This window comes from Rhodopseudomonas palustris (assembly GCF_034479375.1).
GTDB classification, from domain to species: domain Bacteria; phylum Pseudomonadota; class Alphaproteobacteria; order Rhizobiales; family Xanthobacteraceae; genus Rhodopseudomonas; species Rhodopseudomonas palustris_M.
Window position 1 is genome coordinate 2,383,790 of the sequence record NZ_CP140155.1, and the last position, 23,343, is coordinate 2,407,132.

Annotated in this window: 26 protein-coding genes; 5 read left to right on the forward strand and 21 right to left on the reverse strand. The window is 66.1% G+C overall.

Features of this window, described 5'->3' with window-relative positions; translation table 11 throughout:
• Positions 1-8: 8 nt before the first annotated feature.
• Complete coding sequence (locus SR870_RS10760; protein ID WP_322517950.1) at positions 9-227, reverse strand: hypothetical protein; 219 nt, start codon at positions 225-227, stop codon at positions 9-11.
• A gap of 191 nt (positions 228-418) precedes the next feature.
• Between SR870_RS10760 and SR870_RS10765 the strand changes: the two genes are divergently transcribed.
• Positions 419-1,312, forward strand: coding sequence for a sugar kinase (locus tag SR870_RS10765; RefSeq protein ID WP_322517951.1), 894 nt, complete (start codon positions 419-421; stop codon positions 1,310-1,312).
• A gap of 9 nt (positions 1,313-1,321) precedes the next feature.
• Here SR870_RS10765 and SR870_RS10770 read toward each other — a convergent pair whose 3' ends face one another.
• The 3 genes from SR870_RS10770 to SR870_RS10780 form a co-directional block, all read right to left on the reverse strand.
• Complete coding sequence (locus SR870_RS10770) at positions 1,322-2,539, reverse strand: NAD(P)/FAD-dependent oxidoreductase (protein ID WP_322517952.1); 1,218 nt, start codon at positions 2,537-2,539, stop codon at positions 1,322-1,324.
• 137 nt (positions 2,540-2,676) lie between these two features.
• Complete coding sequence (locus tag SR870_RS10775; protein WP_322517953.1) at positions 2,677-4,167, reverse strand: glycosyltransferase family 39 protein; 1,491 nt, start codon at positions 4,165-4,167, stop codon at positions 2,677-2,679.
• A gap of 7 nt (positions 4,168-4,174) precedes the next feature.
• Positions 4,175-5,308, reverse strand: a complete 1,134-nt coding sequence (locus SR870_RS10780) for a glycosyltransferase family 2 protein (RefSeq protein ID WP_322517954.1) — start codon at positions 5,306-5,308, stop codon at positions 4,175-4,177.
• A 309-nt stretch (positions 5,309-5,617) separates the two neighbouring features.
• On the opposite strand from SR870_RS10780, the gene SR870_RS10785 reads away from it, so the two are divergent.
• The 3 genes from SR870_RS10785 (at position 5,618) to bcsS (ending at position 8,184) form a co-directional block, all read left to right on the forward strand.
• Positions 5,618-6,421, forward strand: a complete 804-nt coding sequence (locus tag SR870_RS10785) for a DUF72 domain-containing protein (protein ID WP_322517955.1) — start codon at positions 5,618-5,620, stop codon at positions 6,419-6,421.
• Between the two features lie 397 nt (positions 6,422-6,818).
• Complete coding sequence (locus SR870_RS10790; protein ID WP_322517956.1) at positions 6,819-7,058, forward strand: hypothetical protein; 240 nt, start codon at positions 6,819-6,821, stop codon at positions 7,056-7,058.
• A gap of 133 nt (positions 7,059-7,191) precedes the next feature.
• Positions 7,192-8,184 carry a cellulose biosynthesis protein BcsS gene (gene bcsS, locus SR870_RS10795; RefSeq protein WP_322517957.1) on the forward strand — a complete coding sequence of 331 codons (993 nt, stop codon included), beginning with the start codon at positions 7,192-7,194 and terminating at the stop codon, positions 8,182-8,184.
• 15 nt (positions 8,185-8,199) lie between these two features.
• On the opposite strand, the gene SR870_RS10800 is transcribed toward bcsS, so the two are convergent.
• From SR870_RS10800 to SR870_RS10825, 6 genes are all read right to left on the reverse strand, one after another.
• Complete coding sequence (locus SR870_RS10800; RefSeq protein WP_322517958.1) at positions 8,200-8,808, reverse strand: hypothetical protein; 609 nt, start codon at positions 8,806-8,808, stop codon at positions 8,200-8,202.
• 205 nt (positions 8,809-9,013) lie between these two features.
• Entirely contained in the window at positions 9,014-10,336 is a 1,323-nt protein-coding gene (locus SR870_RS10805) for an adenylate/guanylate cyclase domain-containing protein (RefSeq protein WP_322517959.1), read from the reverse strand.
• A 28-nt stretch (positions 10,337-10,364) separates the two neighbouring features.
• Positions 10,365-11,537, reverse strand: coding sequence for an ABC transporter permease (locus SR870_RS10810; protein WP_322517960.1), 1,173 nt, complete (start codon positions 11,535-11,537; stop codon positions 10,365-10,367).
• Positions 11,534-12,472 (reverse strand): ABC transporter ATP-binding protein, encoded by a 939-nt coding sequence (locus SR870_RS10815; RefSeq protein ID WP_322517961.1) that lies wholly within the window; start codon positions 12,470-12,472, stop codon positions 11,534-11,536. Before SR870_RS10815 ends, SR870_RS10810 begins: the two co-directional genes overlap by 4 nt.
• On the reverse strand, positions 12,469-13,269 hold the full coding sequence (locus tag SR870_RS10820) for an efflux RND transporter periplasmic adaptor subunit (protein WP_322517962.1): 801 nt from the start codon (positions 13,267-13,269) through the stop codon (positions 12,469-12,471). Before SR870_RS10820 ends, SR870_RS10815 begins: the two co-directional genes overlap by 4 nt.
• Complete coding sequence (locus tag SR870_RS10825; RefSeq protein WP_322517963.1) at positions 13,266-13,994, reverse strand: TetR/AcrR family transcriptional regulator; 729 nt, start codon at positions 13,992-13,994, stop codon at positions 13,266-13,268. Before SR870_RS10825 ends, SR870_RS10820 begins: the two co-directional genes overlap by 4 nt.
• A gap of 145 nt (positions 13,995-14,139) precedes the next feature.
• Here SR870_RS10825 and SR870_RS10830 point away from each other — a divergent pair, with 145 nt between their 5' ends.
• A complete protein-coding gene (locus SR870_RS10830) occupies positions 14,140-14,343 on the forward strand; it encodes a hypothetical protein (protein ID WP_322517964.1) in 204 nt (67 codons plus the stop codon).
• A gap of 22 nt (positions 14,344-14,365) precedes the next feature.
• Here the strand turns inward: SR870_RS10830 and SR870_RS10835 are convergent, their stop codons facing one another.
• From SR870_RS10835 to SR870_RS10885, 11 genes are all read right to left on the reverse strand, one after another.
• Positions 14,366-14,776: a DUF2000 family protein gene (locus SR870_RS10835; RefSeq protein ID WP_322517965.1), complete on the reverse strand. Its 411-nt coding sequence runs from the start codon at positions 14,774-14,776 to the stop codon at positions 14,366-14,368.
• 31 nt (positions 14,777-14,807) lie between these two features.
• Positions 14,808-15,194, reverse strand: coding sequence for a DUF4189 domain-containing protein (locus SR870_RS10840; RefSeq protein WP_416221148.1), 387 nt, complete (start codon positions 15,192-15,194; stop codon positions 14,808-14,810).
• A gap of 77 nt (positions 15,195-15,271) precedes the next feature.
• Positions 15,272-16,873 (reverse strand): molybdopterin-binding/glycosyltransferase family 2 protein, encoded by a 1,602-nt coding sequence (locus tag SR870_RS10845; RefSeq protein WP_322517966.1) that lies wholly within the window; start codon positions 16,871-16,873, stop codon positions 15,272-15,274.
• On the reverse strand, positions 16,870-17,562 hold the full coding sequence (locus SR870_RS10850) for an XdhC family protein (RefSeq protein ID WP_322517967.1): 693 nt from the start codon (positions 17,560-17,562) through the stop codon (positions 16,870-16,872). The genes SR870_RS10845 and SR870_RS10850 overlap by 4 nt, the downstream gene beginning before the upstream one ends.
• Before the next feature lie 232 nt (positions 17,563-17,794).
• On the reverse strand, positions 17,795-18,118 hold the full coding sequence (locus SR870_RS10855; RefSeq protein ID WP_322517968.1) for an XdhC family protein: 324 nt from the start codon (positions 18,116-18,118) through the stop codon (positions 17,795-17,797).
• A gap of 26 nt (positions 18,119-18,144) precedes the next feature.
• Positions 18,145-19,362, reverse strand: coding sequence for a VWA domain-containing protein (locus SR870_RS10860; RefSeq protein ID WP_322517969.1), 1,218 nt, complete (start codon positions 19,360-19,362; stop codon positions 18,145-18,147).
• A gap of 320 nt (positions 19,363-19,682) precedes the next feature.
• On the reverse strand, positions 19,683-20,594 hold the full coding sequence (locus SR870_RS10865; RefSeq protein ID WP_322517970.1) for a MoxR family ATPase: 912 nt from the start codon (positions 20,592-20,594) through the stop codon (positions 19,683-19,685).
• A 47-nt stretch (positions 20,595-20,641) separates the two neighbouring features.
• The gene (locus SR870_RS10870; RefSeq protein ID WP_322517971.1) at positions 20,642-21,448 is read right to left on the reverse strand and encodes a xanthine dehydrogenase family protein subunit M; all 807 of its coding nucleotides are present in this window, start codon (positions 21,446-21,448) and stop codon (positions 20,642-20,644) included.
• 51 nt (positions 21,449-21,499) lie between these two features.
• Complete coding sequence (locus SR870_RS10875) at positions 21,500-21,985, reverse strand: (2Fe-2S)-binding protein (RefSeq protein ID WP_322517972.1); 486 nt, start codon at positions 21,983-21,985, stop codon at positions 21,500-21,502.
• 185 nt (positions 21,986-22,170) lie between these two features.
• Positions 22,171-22,632: a carbon monoxide dehydrogenase subunit G gene (locus SR870_RS10880; protein ID WP_322517973.1), complete on the reverse strand. Its 462-nt coding sequence runs from the start codon at positions 22,630-22,632 to the stop codon at positions 22,171-22,173.
• A gap of 179 nt (positions 22,633-22,811) precedes the next feature.
• Entirely contained in the window at positions 22,812-23,336 is a 525-nt protein-coding gene (locus SR870_RS10885) for a hypothetical protein (RefSeq protein WP_322517974.1), read from the reverse strand.
• Positions 23,337-23,343: the final 7 nt, after the last annotated feature.

Sequence of the window (23,343 nt, forward strand, 5' to 3'; positions counted from 1 at the left end):
TTTGACGTTCATGGAAACAACCCTCGGGTGCTTTTGGCCGAACGTGGCTTCTCCATACCGATCGCCATCGCTGCCCCGCCGCGGGCGATTCGATCACGACGCGCCGGAACGATCTTATGTTCAAAAACCCGATCGAGAACCTGGTAATCCCGCTGGGTGTACGCGCCTTGTTCCCCGAAAGCGCGCAGCAGATTCTCGCCGCACAGCCACCCTGCGATGTCGAACACCGGCCGGAACCCACGCTTGCCTCCCTGCGGCGCCCTGACCGGAACAAGGCAGGGCGTCCCTCGTTGTGACCGGATTTTCGGCGAAAGCCCTGTTCAAACCCCTCCGATGTTGCGGATTATTTTAGCGAATGCCCTGCGATAAGCAGTGCTATTGTGGCCATGCCGGGTCAGGCTCGCAGTACGGGACGCTCATGCACGCACTTTTTATCGGACAGACCTATATCGACGTCACTTTCATCACCGACCACATGCCGACAGGCGACGAGAAACACGTGGCGTCCGACTACGCGGTGTCGTTCGGCGGCAACGCGGTGACCGCGGCGTTCTGCTGCGCCAAGCTCGGGATCGTGCCCGACCTGATCGCCACCATCGCCAACGACTGGCTCGGGCGGATGTTTCAGGACATGAGCGCGAAATACGGGATCGAGATCCATCCCCGCAAGGTCGCCTCGTCGTCGCTGTCCTTCATCATGCCGAAGGACGGCAAGCGGGCGATCGTGCGATGCCGCGACGACGAACACATCCATCCGTTCCCGCTGCTCAACCTCGGTAATTGCCGCGCGCTGCATGTCGACGGCCATCAGCCCGACGCCGCGATCCACTATGCCAGGCTGTGCCGCGAGAGCGGCATCCTGACCTCGCTCGACGGCGGCGGCCTGCGCACCAACACCCATGAGCTGCTGGAATTCATCGACGTCGCGATCGTCGCCGAGCGGCTGTGCGAACAGATGGACATGACGCCGGAGAAGATGCTCGACTACCTCAAGTCGCGCGGCTGCCGGGTCGGCGGCGTCACGCAAGGCGAGCGCGGCCTGATCTGGTACGACGAGACCGGCACCGTGCGCACCCTGCCGGCGCTATCGATCCCGCGCGAACGCGTGCTGGACACCAACGGCGCTGGCGACGTGTTTCACGGCGCCTATGTGTTCTCGTATCTCGCCAGCCCGGAGAAGAGCTGGCAGCAGCATTTCGAATTCGCCCGCGCCGCCTCCACCTACAAGATCCAGCGCCTCGGCAACGAGGCCGGCCTGCCGACCATCGCCGACATCCAAGCGGTGCAGCGGGAATTCGGGGCGACGGCGTAGCCGGGCGGACTACGCCGTCGCCTTCTTCAGGTCGAACGACACATCCGCCGCCTGTTCCGGCGTGATCGACTTGCCGAGCGGCAGGATCTTGCGGCCGAACACGTGGTCGGCGGCGCGGTTGACGGATTCGACGCCGATCAGTTGGCCGTCTTTGTAGCAGAACGCCGAGAACGAGCGCTCGGCGACGCTGCCGCGGATCACCACCTGATCGAAGCCGGCGGTGAGGCCGGCGATCTGCAGCTTGTCGTCGGCCTGGTCGGACCAGAACCACGGATAGCCGTCATAGGTCGCGGGCGAGCCGGTGAGCCGCGCCGCGACGCAGCGCGCCTGATCGGTGGCGTTCTGCACCGACTCGACACGCATCACCTCGCCGAACCGCACGCTGTTGAACAGCGAACAATCGCCGATCACGGAGATGTTCGGGTCTTCGGTGAGGAGCTGTTCGTTGACGATGATGCCGGACGCGGTCGGCAGGCCCGCCGCCGACGCCAGCTCGACATTCGGGATCACGCCGACGCCGACCACGACCAGATCGCACGGCAAGGTCCGGCCGTCGCTGAGCGCAACCCCGGTGACGCGGCCGTTCTCGCTTTCGATCTCGGTGGCGCGGACGCCGTAGTGGATGCGGATGCCCGAAGCGGTGTGGCGGTCGTGGAAGTAGCTGGAGATTTCCGGCGTCACCGCGCGCGCCATCACCCGCGGCGCCAGCTCGACGACGTCGACTTCCAGACCCTTGCCGCGCGCGGTGGCGGCGAATTCCAGTCCGATAAATCCGGCGCCGATTACCACGACGTGCTTCTTCTCCGGCATCCGCTGCCGCACCACTTCGCTTTCGTCGAGCGTGCGCAGATACAGCACGTCGGGCAGCGTGGCGTTCGGCACGTCGAGCTGGCGGTTGCGCGCGCCGGTGGCGAGCACCAGATGGCCGTATTCGATCGTTTCGCCGGAGGCCAGCAGCAGCTTGCGCGCGGCGCGATCGATCGACACCGCGCGATCGGAGATCAGCTCGATGGTCTGATCCTGGAAGAATTTCTCGGGCCGGAACATCAACGAGTTCGGATCGCCACCGCTCTTGAGATAGGCCTTCGACAGCGGCGGCCGCTGATACGGCAGATGCTTCTCGTCGTTGATCAGCGCGATGCGACCGGTGTACTTGGCCTGGCGCAGCGAGACGGCGACCTGAAATCCGGCGTGCCCGGCTCCCACAATCAAGACCGTGTCGTTCATCATGTCACTCGTGCGTTGGAAACGGCGCGGCGCGCGCCTGGCGGGCGAAGGGTGCGGCAGCCTCTAGCACAAAGACGTCGGGCCGGTCAGCTTGCCGGATCAACTGTTTAGACTAAAGTACCCGCGTCCGGCCAGCTTCAATAGACGGGCGGCGAATTGTCGAGCGCCGGGGCCTTCGCGTCGCCGAGAATGTCCAGTTCGAGCGTATCGATCAACAGCGGCCCGCGCTTGCGCTCGACCGCGCCGACCTTCTCGATCCGGCCGAAGGTCGCCCGCAGCGCCGGATGGGCGGCGGCGTTGGTCTCGCCGACCAGCAGCAACGGGCCCGCGAGCTGCTCCGGGCTCGGCGACGGCGCCGCGAGCCAGCGATAGCGCTCGTTGCGCTGCGCGACGCAGGTGCCCCTGGGCAGATAGAACGCCAGCCACGCCGTATTGCCGTAATCGTCGGCGAGCACGCAGGTCGCGCCGGTGCGCTCCCGCACCGCCGCGATCTCGGCGGCGATTGCGGGATAGCCGACGCCGACCGCGCGCACGCTGGCGTCGCGGCGATAGCCGGTCAGCACGCCGGTGTTGGCCTGGACCACCACCAGCACGAACATCAGTACGCCGACCGGCGTGGCCCATCGCCTGCAGACATCGACGACGCGCTGCGCCCGCGGCCCCCATTGCACGAAGGTCGCGGCGACCGCGGCGGCGACCGCGAATGCGGGGTACAGCGCGCCGAGCCAATTGCCTTCGACACGGTCGTGGGTCGCCTGCCAGGCGAAATACAGCGCGATGGTCCAGACGATCGCGCTGATCAGGACGCGCGCGCCCGACGCGCCGGCGCCGCGCGCCAATCTATAAAGCCCCATCAGGCCGAGAATGTAGACCAGCGGCGTCGACAGGACGAACTGCGTCGGGACCAGCTCGAGCAGATAGGACGGATTGAAGCCGTCGACCCTGGCGCGGCCGAGCTGCTTGACGAACGAGATCCACTGGTGTTCGGCGTTCCACAGCACCACCGGCGTGAACATCGCGAACGCGATCAGCCCGCCGAGATAGGGCCATGGCGTCAGCAGCCAGCGCCGCTGCTTCGGCACCCACAGCAGCCAGATCAGGATCGCCGGGCCGAAGAACAGAGCGGTGTATTTCGACAGCAGCCCGGCGCCGACCGCAACGCCGACCGCGAGCCACCAGACGCCCCTGCCCGACGACAGCACCTGCGCGAGCGTATAGAGCACGAAGCTCGACGCCACGAGCAAGGGCGCGTCCGGCGTCACGATCACGGTGCCGACCGAGACCATCATCGTGGCGTTGAGCAGCAGCGTCGCGCCGGCGGCGAGCCGCTGGCCGCCGAACAGCAGCTCCGCCGAGCGCCAGGTCGCCCAGCTCATCGGCAGCGCCAGCAGCACCGAGATCAGCCGCACGCCGAATTCGGTGTCGCCGGCGATCAGGGTGCCGAGCCTGATCACCCAAGCCACCATCGGCGGGTGATCGAAATAGGAGGCGGCGAGATGCTGCGACCAGGTCCAGTAATAGGCTTCGTCGAAGGTCAGCGGCGTGACCGCCGCGGCGACCAGACGCAGCGCCACCATGGCGGCGATCGCCAGAGCGGTGCCGCCGACGTAGCGTCGCGCCGTCGTCATGGCCGCGTCAACGCTTGCGCCAGACGAACAGGCCCGACATCGCGTAGTTCCAGACCACGCCCATCACCGCGCCGGCGGCGCCCGCCAGCCACCAGGTGATGTGCTCATTGTACACCGCGAAGGCGACGCCGACATTGGCGATCAGACCGACGCCGCACACCAGGTAGAACAACAGCAGCCCGCGCAGGATCGCAAAACCCTTCAGCCGCTGATCGCGATAGGTCAGGAAGTTGTTGAGGATGAAGTTGCTGGTCATCGCCACCACGGCTCCCGCCGCCTGCGCTTCGGCGAACGGCTGATCGAACACCATCAGCACCAGGTACAGCGTGAGGAAGTGCACCACGACGCCGGTCGAGCCGACCAGCGCGAACAGGATGAAGCGCAGCGACAGGATGTCGTTGCTGTACTTCGCCAGCACCAGGCCGAGGAAATCCAGCGCCACCATCGAGTCGAGCTTGCTCTCGCCGTGCAATCGCGACCCGAAGCTGTAAGGCACCTCGATGGTGCGGAGATTGCCCTGCCCGGTGGCGACGACGTCGAGCAGGATCTTGAAGCCCTGGGTCGAGAGCCGCGGCGCCAGCTCTTCGAAGCGATCGCGGCGGATCATGAAGAAGCCGCTCATCGGGTCGGCGATCTCGACCTTCAGGACCTTGCGCGCCACCGCGGTCGCCAGGGCGCTGAAGCCGGCGCGCTGCCGGTCGAAGCTGTCGGCGCTGCCGCCCGCAACGTAGCGGCTGCCGACGACGAGATCGGCGGAGCCGCTTTCGAGCAGGCCGAGCATCTTGGCGAGCTGGGTTTCGTCGTGCTGCAGGTCGGCATCCATCACCGCGGCGAACGGCGCGCTGGCGGCGAGAATCCCCTCGATGCAGGCGCCGGAGAGCCCGCGCCGCCCGATCCGCCGGATACACCGCACCCGCGGCTCGCGCAGCGCCAGTTCGCGCACCACATTCCAGGTGCCGTCCGGCGAGTTGTCGTCGACGAAGATGACTTCCCAGGCCACGCCGGCGAGTGCCGCTTCCAGCTTGTGGAACAGCAACTCGACATTGTCGCGTTCATTGAAGGTGGGGACCACCACCGACAATTGCAGCGCGGTCGATGGCTCCGCGCGGGTCTCGGCGACCACTGGACTGGCTTGGTTCATGGCGCCAGCGTATATCGAGGCCCAGGGACGCTGCCAAGGCGCGTTCCGTTACAAAATATGTAGCAGAGGGCGGGAAACGGGTGGGAAAGGGAGCGCGGAGAGGCGCACAGGACACACCCAAACGCCACACACCCAAAGGTCACCCCCCAAACGTCAACGACCACGAACAACAGGTGCGCGTACATCCGGCGCTCCCTACTATTCTGTGGTCGTTCGGCTGCCTGTGCGTGGCTGATGAGCCAACAGCATCGGCGTCGCCGTTGTAACCCAGATAGGTGCGCCGATGTCGTCGCGCAAGAGGAGACCGGCATGAAAACCAAGACGGGCCGCATTCGCATCGGTATCGGCGGCTGGACCTATGAGCCGTGGCGCGGGGTGTTCTACCCGGACAAGCTGCCGCAGCGGCGGGAACTGGAATACGCGGCCTCCAGGCTCACTTCGATCGAGATCAACGGCACCTTCTACGGCTCGCAGAAGCCGGAGAGTTTCCGCAAATGGGCCAGCGAGGTGCCGGACGACTTCGTCTTCTCGCTGAAGGGGCCGCGCTACGCGACCAATCGCAAGGTGCTGGCCGAGGCCGGCGACAGCATCCGGCGGTTCTACGATTCCGGCGTGCTCGAACTCGGCGACAAGCTCGGCCCGGTGCTGTGGCAATTCGCGCCCACCAAGAAGTTCGACGAAGCCGATTTCGGCGCGTTCCTGGAACTGCTGCCGCGCGCGATCGACGGCCGCACGCTGCGCCACGCCGTCGAGGTCCGCCACGACAGCTTCTGCATCCCGGCCTTCATCGCGCTGTTACGAAAGCACAACATTCCGGTCGTGTATTCAGAGCACGCGACCTATCCGGAGATCGCCGACGTCGTCGGCGACTTCGTCTATGCGCGGTTGCAGAAGGGCAAGGACGACGTCGAGACGGGCTATCCGCCGAAGGCGTTGCAGGCCTGGGCGAAGCGGTTCGAGACCTGGGCCGCGGGCGGCGAGCCGGACGATCTGCCGAAGGTCGGCGACGGCAAGGCGAAAAAGGAAAAGCGCGACGTGTTCGCCTACGTCATCCACGAAGGCAAGGTGCGGGCGCCGGCTGCGGCGATGGAGTTGATCAAACTGCTCGGCTAGAGCGTTTCATCGACCGATTGAAGCAATATGGCTCTTGCCAGTTGCACTGAACCTCATCCTGAGCAGCCCGGCGAAGCCGGGCGTCTCGAAGGATGGGGCGACGCAGTGCCGGCGGCGCATGGTTCGAGACGGCGCTTCGCGCCTCCTCACCATGAGGCTGTGCCTGTGGTGAGTATCCCTGAACGCCAGTGCTGATTCCATCGGAGACAGAACGGCTCTAGCGTTCGCGCCGGCGTCGCGATCATCGCCGAACGCGACGATGCCACGCAGCGTCGATCGAGCGAGCGCCAGATGCCGCGGCAAGCTGTCGCCTTCGCCTCCCGCTTGCGCCGGATCAATCGCCCGGCGGCAGCCGGCTGATAGGATTCACGCCAACGAACACAACAGGCGGTGGCAGATGGAAAAACTCGATTTCATGAACGGCCAGATCAAGGCGCTGCTCAATTTTGCCAATGCCGTCATCAAGGCTCATCCCGCGCCGGACAAGCTGCGCCATCATTTCGAGACCATCGCCCGCGCCGACCCGACCTCGCCTGAAGGCCTGTCGCTGTCTGAGGCCTATGTCGACGGCATGGCCGATATCGACAAGAAGATCGCGATCGCCCTGGAACACGCCATCGCCGGCGGCGAGCGCTGAAACCTGCGATTGGTTGCATATCGATCACTGAACAACCAGTCAGGCCGCTGCTTAAATCCCCGATTATTTGACCACGTCATTGCGTTCGGGATGAGTAGCGGTGCGTTGCGTTGGCTGGGTGCGCGCGTTGGGCGTGGCCGTGGTCCTGATGGCCGGGCCGCTCGGCGCGGTTGCGCAGATCGATTTCAGCCCGAACGACAACAGTCAGAACGATACCATTCAGAACCACGCGTTTCAGAACCACACCAGTCGGGTTCTCGACGCCCACTCTTTCGAGCCTGACGAGTTCGAACAGGATGAGTTCGAACAGGACGATTTCCAGTCGCAAGCCGAGCAAGGGCCGCTCGGTCCATCGGACGGCGGCGATGCTCTGCTCGCAGCGCTGCTGTCGTCGCCGGGCCTGTCTGCGACGGCACGCATGCCACCGATTGAATCGCCGACGACGGACCCGACCATAACGGAGCTGGCGACAGCCGATCCGCTCAGCGGCGGTTCGAGGGCCGATCAGGTCCTCATGTTCGGCGGCTACGATGTGTGGAGCAACGGCTCGTCCACCTATGCCGGGCTGCACTGGGCCGCCAACGGGCTGGACGACGACGGCTTCATTCTGCGGCTGTCGATGTCGAACGCGCTGGAGCGCTTTCGGACTCCCAGCCGGACCTACACCACGGCCATCTTTCGCGCGGCGCTGATGCCCGGCTGGCGCTTCAAGCGCGGCGAATTCGAACTGCGGCTGTTCGCCGGTCCCGACTTCGAGAACCACAATTTCACCCCCGACAAACTCGGGGCCAGATGGCGCGGTCCCCATGCCGGCTTGCGCATCGCCGCGGAGACATGGGCGCAGCCGACGCCGGAGATGATGCTCGCGACCGCGTTCTATGCCACCACCATCGCCGGCGGCTACGGCTTCCGCGCCGCCGCCGGCTGGCGGTTGATCGACGCCTTCTGGATCGGCCCCGAACTCTCCGGATCGCGCGACGATTTCAGCCGGCAGACCCGTCTCGGTATCCACCTCACCGGGCTGCAATCCGGTGCCTTCGAATGGTCGGCGGCGATCGGACTCGTCAGCGACAGTTTCGGACGGAACGGCGGCTACGGGCGGCTGGCGACGCAACTACGCCCCTGAGTTCACACCGCGGGATCAACGCGAGAACGCCTGCGCGCCGGCGTCCCATGGGCGATCGCCGTCGATCGCGCTGGCGCCGATCTCCCAGCCCGGCCCGCCCCACAGCACGTCGACCGTCCACAGCCTGCCGTCGCGGTCACGCACGAAGAACAGGTTCGGCACCGCGCTGGTCAGCAGCGCGCCCGCCTCGCCGTTCGGCTGCAGCGTCAGCAGACACCACAATTCGCCGAGGGTCGTCTCGCCGCGATCGCCGAGCCAGGCGACGATCTCGCTGGCGCGTGCCGCACGGCGCAGGCGGAACGGCTGCAGCGTGGTACGCGCGACGCTGCTCTCGGTCTTGGACACGAAGCGCTGCCGGAACGTGGTGCCGAGCCAGGCGATCGCCACGTCGCCGCGCACCGCATTCGTCTCGCGGAAATGCTGCCCGGCGATGAAACGATCCCCCAGCGACGAGGTGATCGCCGGATCGGTCGGCTCGCTCGGCGGACAGGCCTGCGCCGGGCCGGGCTGCAGCAATTCCGCCTCGGGCCTGACGCCCGGCAATGCGGATTGCGCCTGCGCCACCGCGCTGCCGGCCAGCAAGGCCACGATTGCCCCGATGACGCACCGATTGATCAAGAACATTTCCGTCTCCCCTTCGTCGGGGATGACGGTAAACAAAGTATTCACTGTGTAAACGATCCCATTAATATTTGGTTAAGGATAACAATTCATTCAAATTTTCTAGTTTATTGAATTTTATACTTGCTAATACTTCTGGTTCACGACGACGGCCCCGCGATCTGCGACGATGCCCTTTTTGGAGAAACGGGCCTCGCGCAGGGACTTTTCAGCCCAACTTCCACACCGCCATCGGCTCCGCATAGCCGCGCATCGTCACGCTTCCGAGCAATCGAGCGTCGCCGGCGTCGGCGCCGACCTCGTCGCGAATCGCCGACGAGATCAATAACTGAGTGTCGAAATCCTTGTTGAGCGATTCGAGACGCGACGCGAAATTAACGGTGTCGCCGATCACTGTGTACTCCTTGCGCCGCGGCGAACCGACGGTGCCGACCACCGCATCGCCGATATGGATGCCGATACCGATCCGCAGCGGCCAGTCCTGCCCGGCATTGTTGTCCTGCATCGCTGCCAGCATCTCGCGCGCCGCGGCCACCGCACACAACGCCGCGCGCGGGTCCGCGATCGGCGCGCCGAACAGCGCAAGAAATCCGTCGCCGAGAAACTTGTTCACGATACCGCCGTGGCGCTCGAGGATATCGACCAGAACCGCGAAGGCATCGTCGAGCCGCGCGACCACCTCCTCCGGCGATCGCAACCGAGCGGCGCCGGTGAAATTGCGGAAATCGACGAACATCACCACCACCGTCCGGGTCTCGCCCGTCACCTGCGTGCCCGCCGCGAGTAGCTGCTCCACCACTTGCGGCGAGACGTGCTGGCCGAACAGGCTGGTGATGCGGTCGCGCGCGCCCGCGGCCGAGATCGAGGTTTCGAACTGCCGGCGGAGTTGCATGCCGACGCCACCCGCGAGAACGCCGCTGGTCAGCAGCACCAGGCTGCGGATCAGGTGAAAGGCGAGATCGGGCGGCGGCTCGTGGTCGAAGCCGGGCGGATGGTACAACATCGCGATGGCGAAGAGCTCGGCGGCGGCGACGAAGCCGGTGAACAGCGACAGCCGGAAGTCGAGCCACAGCGTCGACAGGATGATGAAGATGAAATAGGCGAACGGCACGGCGAAGGCGAGCGCCTGGTTCGGCCCCATGCTGTTCATCTGCAGATACAGTCCGACCGTCGGCAGGCTGGTCTCGATCAGCACACCGAGGTAACGCCCGGCATGCGGCACGTCGCGCCCCTGGGCCAGTCGTCGGCGCAGCATCGCGATGATGCTGACTTCGAATACCAGCAAGGGAGCATAGGACAACAGCAACGGGGCCAGCGAGAACTGGCCGCGCCAGATTTTTTCGATGGCCGACGGGAAGATCCAGTAGGACGTCGTGAAAATCGCCATCAGCAGTGAGACGGTGATCAGGAGCACCTTCGCCCGCAGCAGTTCGGTGCGCAGCATCTCGCGCGCCAACGCGCTGCGAAACTCATCCGTCAGCGTCGGGCGCTGCGATGAGAACTGAGACGCCCGTCGCCACGGCATTTTCATCGGACGCTCCTTCAGCCCTGATATCGGCTCAATCCAGCGTCCGCCGGAACCGGGTGACCGCGATGGTCATCGCTATCAGCATCAGGGCCGCCAGCGCCAGCGTATCGTAGCGCAAATTCTCCAGCGTCGATCCCTTCAGCATGATCGACCGGACGATCCGCACATAATGCGTCAGCGGCAGGCATTCGCCGAGATATCGCGCCCAGGCCGGCATGCCTGCGAACGGAAACATGAATCCGGACAGCAGGATCGACGGCAGGAAGAACATCATCGAGGCCTGCATCGCCTGCAACTGATTCTGCACCAGCGTCGAAAAGGTGTAGCCGATCGCCAGATTGGTGGTGATGAACAGCGTCGACAGCAACGCCAGCAGCAGCAGGCTGCCGCGCAGCGGCACCCCGAACAAGAACACGCCGATGCCGAGGATCAGCGACGCCTGGATGAAGCCGACGCCGACATAAGGCAGGATCTTGCCGAGCATCACCTCGACCGGCGTGATCGGCATCGACAGCAGGTTCTCCATGGTGCCGCGTTCGATTTCGCGCGTCACCGACAGCGCGGTGAAGATCAGCATCGTCATCGTCAGGATGGTGCCGACCAGGCCGGGCACGATATTGAGCCGCGACGACGCCGCGGGGTTGTAGCGGGCGTGTGCGCGGATCTCGAACGGCGGGTTGCCGGGCTCGCCGGCGACGCGGTCGTGCTCCAGCGCGGTCTGCACGATCCGGCCGAGCGCCGACAGCGCCGAGCCGGCGGCGACCGGATCGGTGGCGTCGGCGGCGACCAGCAGCGCCGGCTTCTCGCCGCGCCGCACCGCGCGTTCGAAGCCGCGCGGGATTTCGACGCCGAACAGCACCTTGCCGGACAACAGCAGATTGTCGAACTGCTCGACGCTCTGCACCTCCTGAACGAAGTTGAAATAAGCGGTGTTCTCCAGCGCCTTCAGGATCGAGCGGCCGAGATCACTATCCTCCTGCAGCAGCACCGCGGTCGGAAGATGCCGCGGCGTGGTGTTGATGGCATAGCCGAACAGCAGAAGCTGCATCACCGGAATCACCACGATCATCGCGAAGGTGAGACGGTCGCGGCGGAGCTGGATCAGTTCCTTCACCAGCATCGCATAGGTGCGCCGCAGGAAGCCGAAACGCGGAGGCTTGATCGGCTGGATGCGGCCGGTGGCGCTGTCGTCGGCGGCGCTCATTGGAAATTGTCCTTGGTACGGCTCATCAGTTCGATGAACACGTCCTCGAGCGACGGCGCGCCGTGCTGCCAGTGCTGACCCGACTTGCGATAGGGCGCAATCGTCGCCTCCAGCGCGGCGTGATCGCGGCCGGAAGCGTGCAGGCTGGTGCCGAACGGCGCGACCATGTCGACGCCGGGCTTGCCGGCGAGCTCGTGTGCCAGCGCGCCGAGCCCTTCGCCGGTCACGACCCAGGTCGCCAGCGCGGACTGCGCGATCACCTCGTCGACGGTGCCGTGCGCCAGCAGATTGCCGTAGGCGATGTAGGCGATCTCGTGACAGCGCTCGGCCTCGTCCATGTAGTGCGTCGACACCAGCACGGTGAGCCCTTCCGCGGCGAGGCCGTGGATCTCGTTCCAGAAATCGCGCCGTGCCTTCGGGTCGACACCGGCGGTCGGCTCGTCGAGCAGCAGCAATTGCGGATTGGGCAGCGTGCAGGCGCCGAGCGCGAGCCGCTGTTTCCAGCCGCCGCTGAGTTCGCCGGCGAGCTGGTTCTCGCGGCCCGACAGGCCGAGCCGCCGGATCATCTCGCGCGCCGCCGCGCGGGCGTCGCGCACGCCGTAGAGCCGCGCGACGAATTCGAGGTTTTCGCGAACGGAGAGGTCCTGATACAGGCTGAAGCGCTGCGTCATGTAGCCGACCTGACGCTTGATCTTGTCGGCGTCGCGCTTGATGTCGTAGCCGAGGCAGGTGCCCTCGCCGCTGTCCGGCGTCAGCAGGCCGCACAGCATCCGGATCGTCGTGGTCTTGCCGGAACCGTTGGGGCCGAGGAAGCCGTAGATCGAACCGCGCTTCACCTGCATCGACAGATCGTGCACCACCTCGCGGCCGTTGAAGGACTTGCTCAGCCCCCTGACGTCGATGGCGATGTCGGCAGCGGCCGATGCGGCGGTCATGACTTGCCGCCCGCTGCGGCCGGCGTCTGTGCCGGCGTCTTCGGCGTCAAATAAACGCTGACCGGCTGGCCGACGCGCAGGCTGGCCGGCCGCTCCGGCCGCGCCTGGATCAGATAGACCAGCTTGTTGCGCTCGTCCTGGCTGTAGATCACCGGCGGCGTGTATTCCGCCGTGGTCGCGATGAAGTAGATCTTGGCGGTGAGATCCGGCGCGCAGTTGTCGCAGGTCACGCGGATGGTGTCGCCGATCGCGAGCGTCGGCAGCGCCGCCTCGGGCACGAAGAATCGCAGCTTCATGTTGCCGGGCGGCAGGATCGACAGCACCGGCTTCTGCGCCGCCACCATCTCGCCCTCGCGGAAATAGATCTGCTGCACATTGCCGGTGACCGGCGCGTAGATTTGGCGACGCATCAGCCGGGTCTTCGAGGTCTCGACGCGGGCTTCGGCCACGCGCAGCGCCGAGATCGCGGAATCGAGATTGGCCTGCGTGCCGGAGCCGGTCTTGGACAGCGACTGCGCGCGGTCGAAGCTCTGCTTGGCGTTGGCGAGCGTGGCGTTGTTCTGGTTGAGGTCGGCCTGCTGCAGATCGTCGTCCAGCGTATAGATCAGCTCGCCCTTGCGGGCCTCGTCGCCCTCGCGGACCGTCAGCCTGGTGATGCGGCCGGATTCGTCGGGGCTGACGAAGATCAGGTCGGCCTCGACCCAGCCCTGATAGCCGGGATCAGCTTTGTTGGTGCAGCCCGCGATCGCCAACAGCGCGGCGACGGCAACAGCGGCGTGGATCGGGCGCGCGATCATGTCGCTTTCCCTTCGTTGAAAATCATGGCGATGTGACTCCGCAGCAGGCCGAGCGAATCCAGCGGCGAATAGCGATCGAAAAGTCCCTGCCAGATCACCGTCAGCATCGCCGGCGCCATGATCAGTTGCGGAAATTGCAGCAGCGCGTCATTGCGGATTTCGCCGCGCTCGATGCCGTAGGCAATGACGCGGCGCATCGCCGCGAGGCCGCGCACGACGACTTCGCGATAGTGGAATTCGGCGAGTGACGGAAACCGCGGCCCCTCGGTGATCATCAGCCGCAGCAGATCGGCGCGCCGGGTCTGCGTCACTTCCCGAACGAAGACCTCCGCGAACATCTCGAACGTCGCCCGCGCCGATACCCCCGGCAATGGCGGCGCATCGAGCTTCTCGATCAGCGGCAGCATCGCCGAGCGCAGCAACTCCTGGAACAACGCCTCCTTGTCGGCGAAGTACAGATAGATCGTGCCCTTGGCGACGCCGGCGCGCTTCGCCACGTCTTCGAGTCGCGTCGCCGCGAACCCGCGGGCAATGAACTCATCGAGCGCGGCGTCGACGATCGCGGCGCGGCGCTCCGCCGCGCGCAACGCGCGTGTCGAGGCGGCGGCGTTGCGGGACGGTTCGCTCGTCGCATCGGCGGGCTTGGCCCGGCCGCGCGGGGCCGGTGCCGGGCCGGGAGTGACGGAGGTCGATCGCCTGGTCGGTCGGGAAGTGGAATCCTTCATCCCAAACTTATGACTGACCGGTCAGTCATATTCAAGACCGGATCTTGACGGAGGCGCCTCGACCGGGTCGGGGTCCTTCCGGACAAGTTGCGGAACGACGGCTCTCAACCGGGATTGTCCCACGAGATCACAAAGGGAGAGAGACATGGCATCGACCGAATGGATGTGGGGCATCGGCATCATCATTCTCGGCCTCGCGATGGCGTTCGCGCTGATGCGCAATCGCAGCCGCACCGCATCGGAGAAGCGGCAGACCGAAGCCGGGACCGAGGACGTCTATCGCGCCGCGCAGCGTAAGGAAGACGGCAAGCTGCAGCCCGAAGAGCGCGCGCCGCGCCCGCTGCCATAGTCCAGCCGGATCGGCGGCGCGATCAGGCGTGAAATTTTAGGCCGTCGAGGATCTTGTCCACCACCTTGCGGTCGGCGCGCACTGCGAGCCCGACCAGATTGAGATCGGCGCGCGCCACCGCCCTCACCGCCTCGCGGTTCGCGGCGTCGTGCGTGGTCGTGAACATGTCCTCGGTGTAGACGGCCGCAGTCACGTTGCGCGCGAGTGCCCGCTCCAGCGCGCGGGACAGCGCCGCCCGGTCGGTGCCGTAGATCAGGATCGGCTGGCCGATCAAGGCGTGATACGGCGTGCCGCTGCCGTCCTGATACGGTTCGCCGATGCATTCCGGAAACGCCGCGGCGATCCCCGAGGTCAGAAAGGCGGCGACGTTGAGCTTCTGCCAGGCTTCCAGGTCGGAGCGGATCACCAACGCGATCTTGGTATCGAACTGCATGCGAAATCCGTAGCCGAAGACGGCCGGAGAGTCAGCCCTTGGCGTCGCAGGCCCAGGCCCGGATCACGCATTCCTTGCCGCCATATTCGTAGCATTTGCGAGTCGCGGCGTTCAGCGATGATGAAATCTTCGGCTCGACCGCATAGCCGTGCGCGCCGCAGGGATTCAGCAGATCGATCGCCAGCGCCGCGCAGGCGCGCCGCATCGTGATGGTGGTGCAATCGCCGTTGCATTGCTTGCGCGCGGCGGCGACCGCGGCGGCATCGGCCGCATAGTCGAAGGCCTTGCCGTAAGCCCCGCATTTGCCGACGGCGAGAGCACCGGCGGCGAGAGCCGGCGCGGACGCGGCCGACAAGACCACCAACAAGGCAGCAAGAAGCGCGCCGCAACGGCGCGGAGCAGCAGACAACCCCAACATCCCCTCCCCAAGTAACCCGGTGGAACTCTAGGGCGAGAGGACTTTCAACTTGGTGAATAATCCGTCGCGCGCCACGCTCAGCCGCGGCGGGCATCCTCGAGCGCCTGAGGCGTGTCGATGTCGAGAAACGCGGCGTGGCCGTCGACCGGCACTTCGGTCACCGCCTCGCCGTGCTTCGCGATCAGATGCCGCGCACCGATATCGCCGTCGAGCGTCATCAGCTCGGGGAAGAAGCGCCGCGACCACAACACCGGATTGCCGCGGCGGCCGTCCGCGACCGGCACCACGATCAGCCCGCCGCGATCCGGATCGAAGGCGTCGATCAGCCGGTCGATCAGGTGAGAGTCGATCAGCGGCATGTCGCCGAGACAGACCACCGCCCCGTCGGCATCGTCCGGCACCGCACCGACACCGGCTTTCACCGACGACGCGAGGCCTTCGGCGAAGGCGGGATTGTGGACGAAGGAAACGTCGAGACCGGACAGCGCGGCCTCGACCTTGTCGGCCTGATGCCCGGTGACCACGATCGCGCGCGACGCTTTCGACGCCAGCACCTGCTCTGTCACGATCCGCACCAGCGGCGTGCCGTTCAGCTCGGCGAGCAGCTTGTTGGGCCCGCCCATCCGGGTCGAGCGGCCGGCGGCGAGTACGATCGCCGCGACGTTGCGGCCGCCTTCGGCGACCGGCACGCGCGGCTGCGGCCGGGTCACGATCTCCATCAGCAAGCCCCCGACGCCCATGCCGGTGATATCGGCGCGCGTCACGTTCAGACCCGCGAGCAGCCGCATCAGCACCCAGTCGAATCCGTTCTCGACCGGCGAGCGCGCGCAGCCCGGCGCGCCCAGCACCGGCACGCCGGAAACGCGGCCGATCAGCAGCAGATTGCCGGGATCGACCGGCATTCCGAAATGTTCGATCGCGCCGCCAACGGCGCCGATCGCCGCCGGGATCACATCGCGGCGATCGGCGATCGCCGAGGCGCCGAACACGATCACCAGCTCCGCGCCGAGGCCGAGCAATTCCTGCAGCGCCGCTGCGAGCGCAGACTCGTCATGAGCGATGCGGCGCTCGGCGATGATCTCGGCCCCCGCCGGCGCCAGCCGCTCGGCGGTGACGCGCAGGGTCTTGTCGATCACCTTGCTCGCCAGGCCCGGCAGTTGCGTCGAGACCACGCCGACACGCTTGATCACATAGGGCGCGACCCGCAGCGCCGAGCCCTGCGCGGCCGCCACCGCCGCGTCACGCAGTTTGCCTTCGACGCCGAACGGGATCAGCTTGACGGTCGCGATCATCTCGCCTTCGACCACCGGCTTGAACGCCGGCAGCGTCGCGAAGGTGATCGCCTCGTCGATCGCATTGACGCGATCGACCGCGGCGCGATCGATCACCAGCACGCCGGGCCGTTGCGCGAACAGATTGGCGCGGCCGGTGAAGGCGCGCTCGACATGGACGCCATCGCCGGCGACGGCCTTCGCGACATCGGCGGCGGCGACGTCTTCCGAGACGTCGCCCGGCTCGAGCTGGACCACCACGATCTCGGTTACGCCGGCACGTTCGAGCGCCTCGACCTCGGCCGGGCCGATCGCGGTGCCCTTCTTCAGCAGCAAGCCATTCCGGCGCAGCGCATGCACGGTGACGCCGCCGATCGCATCGGCCGGACGGCGCGGGCCGAACTTCATGGCGCGCTCGGCTTTGGTTGACGCAGAGTCGCGGTGATCTCGGCCATGATCGACACCGCGATCTCCGACGGCGACACCGCGCCGATGGCGAGCCCGATCGGCGCGTGGATGCGCGCGACGTCGGCGTCGGAGGCGCCCTGCTCTTTCAGGCGGTCGATCCGCCGTGCATGGGTCTTCTTCGAGCCCAGCGCACCGATGTAGAAGCAGTCGCGCGCGAAGGCGTGCAGCAGAGCCGGATCGTCGATCTTCGGATCGTGGGTCAGCGCGACGAAGGCGGTGTAGTGATCGATATTCAGCGGCGGCAGCGCGACGTCGGGCCATTCCGCGATCAGCGGCACGTCCGGAAACCGCTCCGGGCTCGCAAACGCGGTGCGCGGGTCGACCACGGTGACGTCGTAGCCGAGCGACCGCGCCAACGGCGCCAGCGCCTGACTGATATGCACCGCGCCGACGATCACCAGCTTCGCTGTCGGCGCATAGACGTTGAGAAACAGCTTGCGGCCGTCGACCTCGATCGTCGCGCTCTTGCCCATCCGCAATTGCTTCGACAGTTCGGCCGCGAGCGGGTCGGCGGCTATCTCGGCCGCCTTGATGAGGCGCTGCTCGCCGGTCGCGGTGTCGGTGACGACGATCACCGGCCGCCGCGCGGCGCGCTCGGCGTTGAGTTGTTGCAACGTTTCAAGTTTCACAGTAACCGCCCCGCTTGCCTAACTCGCACCTCAGAACCCAGCCGAAGACAACGGCCTTGGAAGCGAAACTCCGTCATTGCGAGGAGCCCCCGGATCGGCGCTCAGCGCCGTCCGAGGACAGGCTCCGCGACGAAGCAATCCAGCTAGGTGCACTGAGCTTCTGGATTGCTTCGCTTCGCTCGCAATGACGGAGGAACTCTCACTTCCTCAGTCACGTTCTCGCCCCCTGAGACTAACCGACCTTCTCGACGAACACCCGGATGGTGCCGCCGCAGGACAGCCCGACCTTCCAGGCGGTCTCGTCGGCCACGCCGAATTCCAGCAGCTTCGGCGCGCCGCTCTCGATCACGTCGAGCGCCTCGGTGACCACCGCGCCCTCGACGCAGCCGCCGGAGACCGAGCCCAGGAAGGTGCCGTCGTTGTTGATGACGAGGCTGGAGCCGGCGGGGCGCGGGGCGGAGCCCCAGGTCTCGACCACGGTGGCGAGCGCGACGCCGTGGCCGGCCTTCTTCCAGTCTTCCGCCGCTTTGAGAATGTCTTCGTCGCGATCGAGCATCGGACGTCTCCTCTGCGATGACTTGGTTACGCGGCCGAGCGGATCGCGCTGAAATGATGCGGCGGCGGCGCCGACGACAGCGCCTCGATCAGCCCCTGCATCGAGGTCAAGTTATGCACCGGGCGGAATTCGTCAACGTGCGGGAGCATCATTTTGATGCCCTGCGCGCGCGGCTCGAAGCCGCCGAAGCGCAGCAGCGGATTGAGCCAGATCAGCCGCCGGCAGGAGCGATGCAGCCGGTCCATTTCGAACGCCAGCTTGCTGTCCGCTTCGCGCTCCAGCCCGTCGGAGATCAGCAGCACGATCGCGCCCTGCCCGAGCACACGGCGCGCCCACAGCTTGTTGAAGCCGTGCAACGAGGTCGCGATCCGCGTCCCGCCGGCCCAGTCCTCGACCGACGAAGTGCAGCTCGCCAGCGCCTCGTCGGGATCGCGTGCCCGCAGCGCCCGCGTGACGTTGGTCAGCCTGGTGCCGAACAGGAAGGTGGAGACGCGCTTGCGATCGTCGGTGATGGCGTGGAGGAAATGCAGAAACAGTCGCGTGTACTCGCTCATCGAGCCGGAGATATCGAGCAGCGCCACGATCGGCGCCGGCTTGTCGATCAGCCCGAGCTTGCGAATGTCGACGATGTCGCCGCCGGTGCGGAGCGACGCGCGCAGCGTGCGGCGCAGATCGAGCTTGAGGCCGCGCTTGTCGGGGCGGACCCGGCGCGTGCGCAGCTCCGCCTGCGGCAGCCGCATCCGCGCGATCGCGCGGGTGACCTCGGCGATCTCCGCCGCGCTCATCTGGGCGAAATCCTTCTTCTGCAGGATTTCCTTGTCGGACACCGCGAGCCGCACCTCCTGCTCCTCGGCGGCGGGGAAATCGCGCGTCGTGGATGGCGCCATCGCTTCCTGCACCCGGCGCGAGGCCGGCGGCGGCTTCTTCTTGGCGTGATCCGGCAGCGGGATCGAATCCAGCATGTGCTGCCATTCCTCGGCAGCGCGGAAGAACAGCGCGAACGCCTGCGCGAAGATCAACTGATGCTCGTGCCGCTTGACGAAGATCGCCTCCAGCGTGGCGTAGAGGTCGTCGCGGTTGCCGATCTCGATCAGTTGCAGCGCCTCCAGCGCATCGATCACCGCGCCCGGCCCGACCGGCAGACCGGCGGCGCGCAGCGCCCGCGCAAAGCCGACGACATTGTCGGCCATCTTGCCGGTCGGCGGATTGAGGTGATCCATCGCGGTCATCGGGTTTCGCTGCATCGTTCGAGCTTCCCCTTTCAACCAGTCATTCCGGGGCGCGCGCAGCGCGAACCCGGAATCTCGACATTCGTGCCCGTTTCAGATTCCGGGTTCGCGAGCTGCGCTCGCGCCCCGGAATGACGAACTCTTAGTCAGTGCCACTGCCTCGCCGCTCGCACGGTCTGCTCCCTCTCCCGCTTGCGGGAGAGGGCTGGGGTGAGGGCGACGCGAGCACGGTGCCCGTTGCTCCCCCACCCCAACCCTCCCCCGCAAGAGCGGGAGAGGGGGCGCGCTGCCGATGCGGCGGAGGCGGAGCCACACAACGAATGCAAAGAGTCCGACTACGACGTCTCTTCGGTCGCGTCCTTCACCAGCTTCTGCAGCGCGTCGCCCTGCATCCTTGTGATGTCGTCCTGGTACTTCAGCAGCGCGCCGAGCGTGTCGCCGACGACTTCGGCGGTCAGCGCGCGGGCGTCGAGCTCGGTGAGTGCCGTCGCCCAGTCCAGCGTTTCGGCGACGCCGGGCGATTTGTAGAAGTCCTGCTCGCGCAGCGCCTGCACGAAGTTGACCACCTGCTGCGACAGCTTGGCCGAAATCCCCGGCACGCGCGACTTGACGATCGCCAGCTCGCGCTGCGCGTTCGGATAGTCGACCCAGTGATACAGGCAGCGCCGCTTCAGCGCGTCGTGGATCTCGCGGGTGCGGTTCGAGGTGACGATGACGATCGGCGGCTGCGGCGCCTTGATGGTGCCGAATTCCGGGATCGTCACCTGATAGTCGCTCAGCACCTCGAGCAGATACGCCTCGAACGCTTCGTCGGCGCGGTCGAGCTCGTCGATCAGCAGCACCGGGGCACCCGCCATGTCCGGCTCCAGCGCCTGCAGCAGCGGCCGCTTGATCAGATACTGCTCGGAAAAGATGTCGCTGGAGAGCTGCGCGCGATCGGTGTCGCCGGCGGCCTCCGCCAGCCGGATCGCGATCATCTGCGCCGATGAATTCCACTCGTAGACCGCGGAGGCGACGTCCAGCCCCTCGTAGCACTGCAGCCGGATCAGACGGCGGCCGAGCGCGGCCGACAGCACCTTGGCGATCTCGGTCTTGCCGACGCCGGCCTCGCCTTCGAGGAACAGCGGCCGGTTCATCCGCAGCGCGAGGAACACCACCGTCGCCAGCGCCCGCTCGGCGAGATAGCCGCGGCTCGTCAGCATGTCGAGCGTCGCGTCGACCGAAGCGGGGGGCGCCGTGACGCTCATCGATTGACCCTCATGGGGTGACGCTCATGGGCGGGCCGATCGCAAGGTCACGCCTTGCCGTTGGCGGCATCGACCGCGCGCTTGGCCAGCACGCCGATCAGATGCGCGCGATATTCCGCACTGCCGTGCAGATCGCTGTTCAAGCCGTCGTGCGGGACGTGGATGCCGTCGAGCGACTTCGAATTGAACCGCGCCTTCAGCGCCTCCTCGAAAGCGGTGACGCGGAACACGCCGTCGGAGCCGGCGCCGGTCACCGCGACAGCGACGTCGGACGGCCGTCGCGCCACGAACACGCCGACCAGCGCGTAGCGCGAGGCCTGGTTGCGGAATTTAATGTAGGCTGCCTTCTTCGGCAGCGGAAACTGCACCTTGGTGATGATCTCGTCCGGCTCCAGCGCCGTGGTGAACAGGCCCTGGAAGAACTCCTCCGGCTTCAGCTTGCGCTTGTTGGTGACGATGGTGGCGCCGAGCGCCATCACCGCGGCCGGATAGTCCGCGGTCGGATCGTTGTTGGCGAGCGAGCCGCCGATCGTGCCCTTGTGGCGCACCGCCGGATCGCCGATCAGCGACGCCAGCTCCGCCAGCGCCGGGATCGCCTCGCCGACGATCGGCGAAGCCGCCACTTCGGCGTGTTTGGCGGTGGCGCCGATCACCAGCGAACGGCCTTTCATCTCGATGCCGCTCAGCCCTTCGATATGCGACAGGTCGACCAGATGCGGCGGCGCGGCGAGCCGCTGCTTCATCACCGGCAGCAGCGTGTGGCCGCCGGCGATCAGCTTGGCGTCCTCGTTCTTGATCAGCAGATTCGCCGCCTGACGGACGGTCGCGGGGCGGTGGTATTTGAATTCGTACATTGAGCTTCCCTGGGCCGCTCGGCCTGCGCTTTGATCGTTGTCCGAATCGAATTACGCGAGGTCGGAATTCGACATCGCCTTGGCGCCGGCCGCGATCGACAGCACGATGTTCTGATAGCCGGTGCAGCGGCACAGATTGCCTTCGAGCTCCTCGCGAATCGTGGCGTCCGACAGCTCATGACCCTTGCGGTGCACCAGATCGACCGCGGTCATGATCATGCCGGGCGTGCAGAAGCCGCATTGCAGGCCGTGATGTTCGCGGAAGGCTTCCTGCATCGGATGCAGCGGCGCGCCATCGGCCGCGAGCCCTTCGATCGTCGTCACTTCGTGGCCGTCCGCCATCACCGCGAGCGTGGTGCAGGACTTCACCGCCTTGCCGTCGAGGTGCACGACGCAGGCGCCGCACTGCGACGTGTCGCAACCGACATGGGTGCCGGTGAGCCGCAGATGTTCGCGCAGAAACTGCACCAGCAGCGTGCGCGGATCGACATTCGCGGTCACGGGATTGCCATTCACGATCAGGGAAATCTTGGCCATCGGCCCTCTCATTCTTTTCACACCACCGCGTTGCACGGTAGTCAGCTCGCGTCTTAGTTGTGTTTCTTGAAGATATCTTAGGGGGCAACACCCGGATCGGCAACCTCGATCCGAATATCGAAAGCGCGCGAGACACAGCGCCCGAGCCTGATAACGGGAGCGTGATCGAATCCGCCGCAGCGCACTCAGGCGCCGCCGTTGCCCTCGACGGCCTTGGAGAAATTGGCGAAGAATTCGTCGGCGAGCTTCTTGGCCGAGCCGTTGATCAACCGCTGCCCGAGCTGCGCCAGCTTGCCGCCGATATGCGCCTCGACGTCGTAGGAAAGCAGCGTGCCGCCGTCCTTGTCGGACAGGCCGACCACGGCGCCGCCCTTGGCGAAGCCGGCGACGCCGCCTTCGCCCTCGCCGGTGATCTTGTAGCCGTTCGGCGGATCGAGATCGCTGAGCGTCACGCGGCCCTTGAAGCGCGCCGACACCGGGCCGACCTTCAACTTGGCCACCGCGCGGAAGCCGCTGTCGTCCTCGGTCTTCTCCAGCTCTTCGCAGCCGGGGATGCACTGCTTCAGCACTTCAGGGTCGTTCAGCTTGCTCCACACCAGATCTTTCGGCGCGCCCAGCTGGACTTCGCCGTTCATCGTCATGGCCATGGATTCTCCTCCCGCAATCGACGGCCGCCTTGGTCGGCGGCGTTGCCGGGCTACTTAAGCACGCCGTTCGCAAAAGAAAAAGTAGCACGGCACCGTAACACGCGACGGGCCACGCATAGGCGCTTTGCGCATTGCGCATTGCGATATGGTGCGTCCGGGAGGTGTTCGTCGGATAGTGATCACGAATTCTGCGGCGCGTGCGGATAGTTCGGCATCATCGCAGGCCGCTCCGCAACCGTGGTCACTGCTTCCCTCGGCCGCTCAACCAGCATCACGATCGCGGTGCCGAGCAGCAGCAGCAGCTCGGTGGCGTGCAGCCGCATCGCTTCCAATTCGCCGACCTGAGACGCCATGATCATGCTGGCGAAACTGATCACGCTGCCGAGCGTCAGCGCGATCGCCAGCGCCTCGTCGCCGCCGCCGGCCTTGCGGATCGATGGCCGCATCAGCAATGCGACGAATACCGTCAAGAACGCAGCCACCGTCAACTTGGCGAGTGCGAGCATCCAGGCGGTCCGCACCGTGGCGGTCGCAGCCAGATGGAAGTGATCGCTCAGGAAAATCGCGACGGAGATGTTCGGCCGGTCGTACAGGGCGTGGATCGGCGACACCACGATCTTGAACGCGACCATCAGCCAGGTCGGCACGAAATAGGCCGCGAGCAGCACGCCGTTCACAGAGCTGATCCGCCAGTTCGTGTTCATGTGGGCT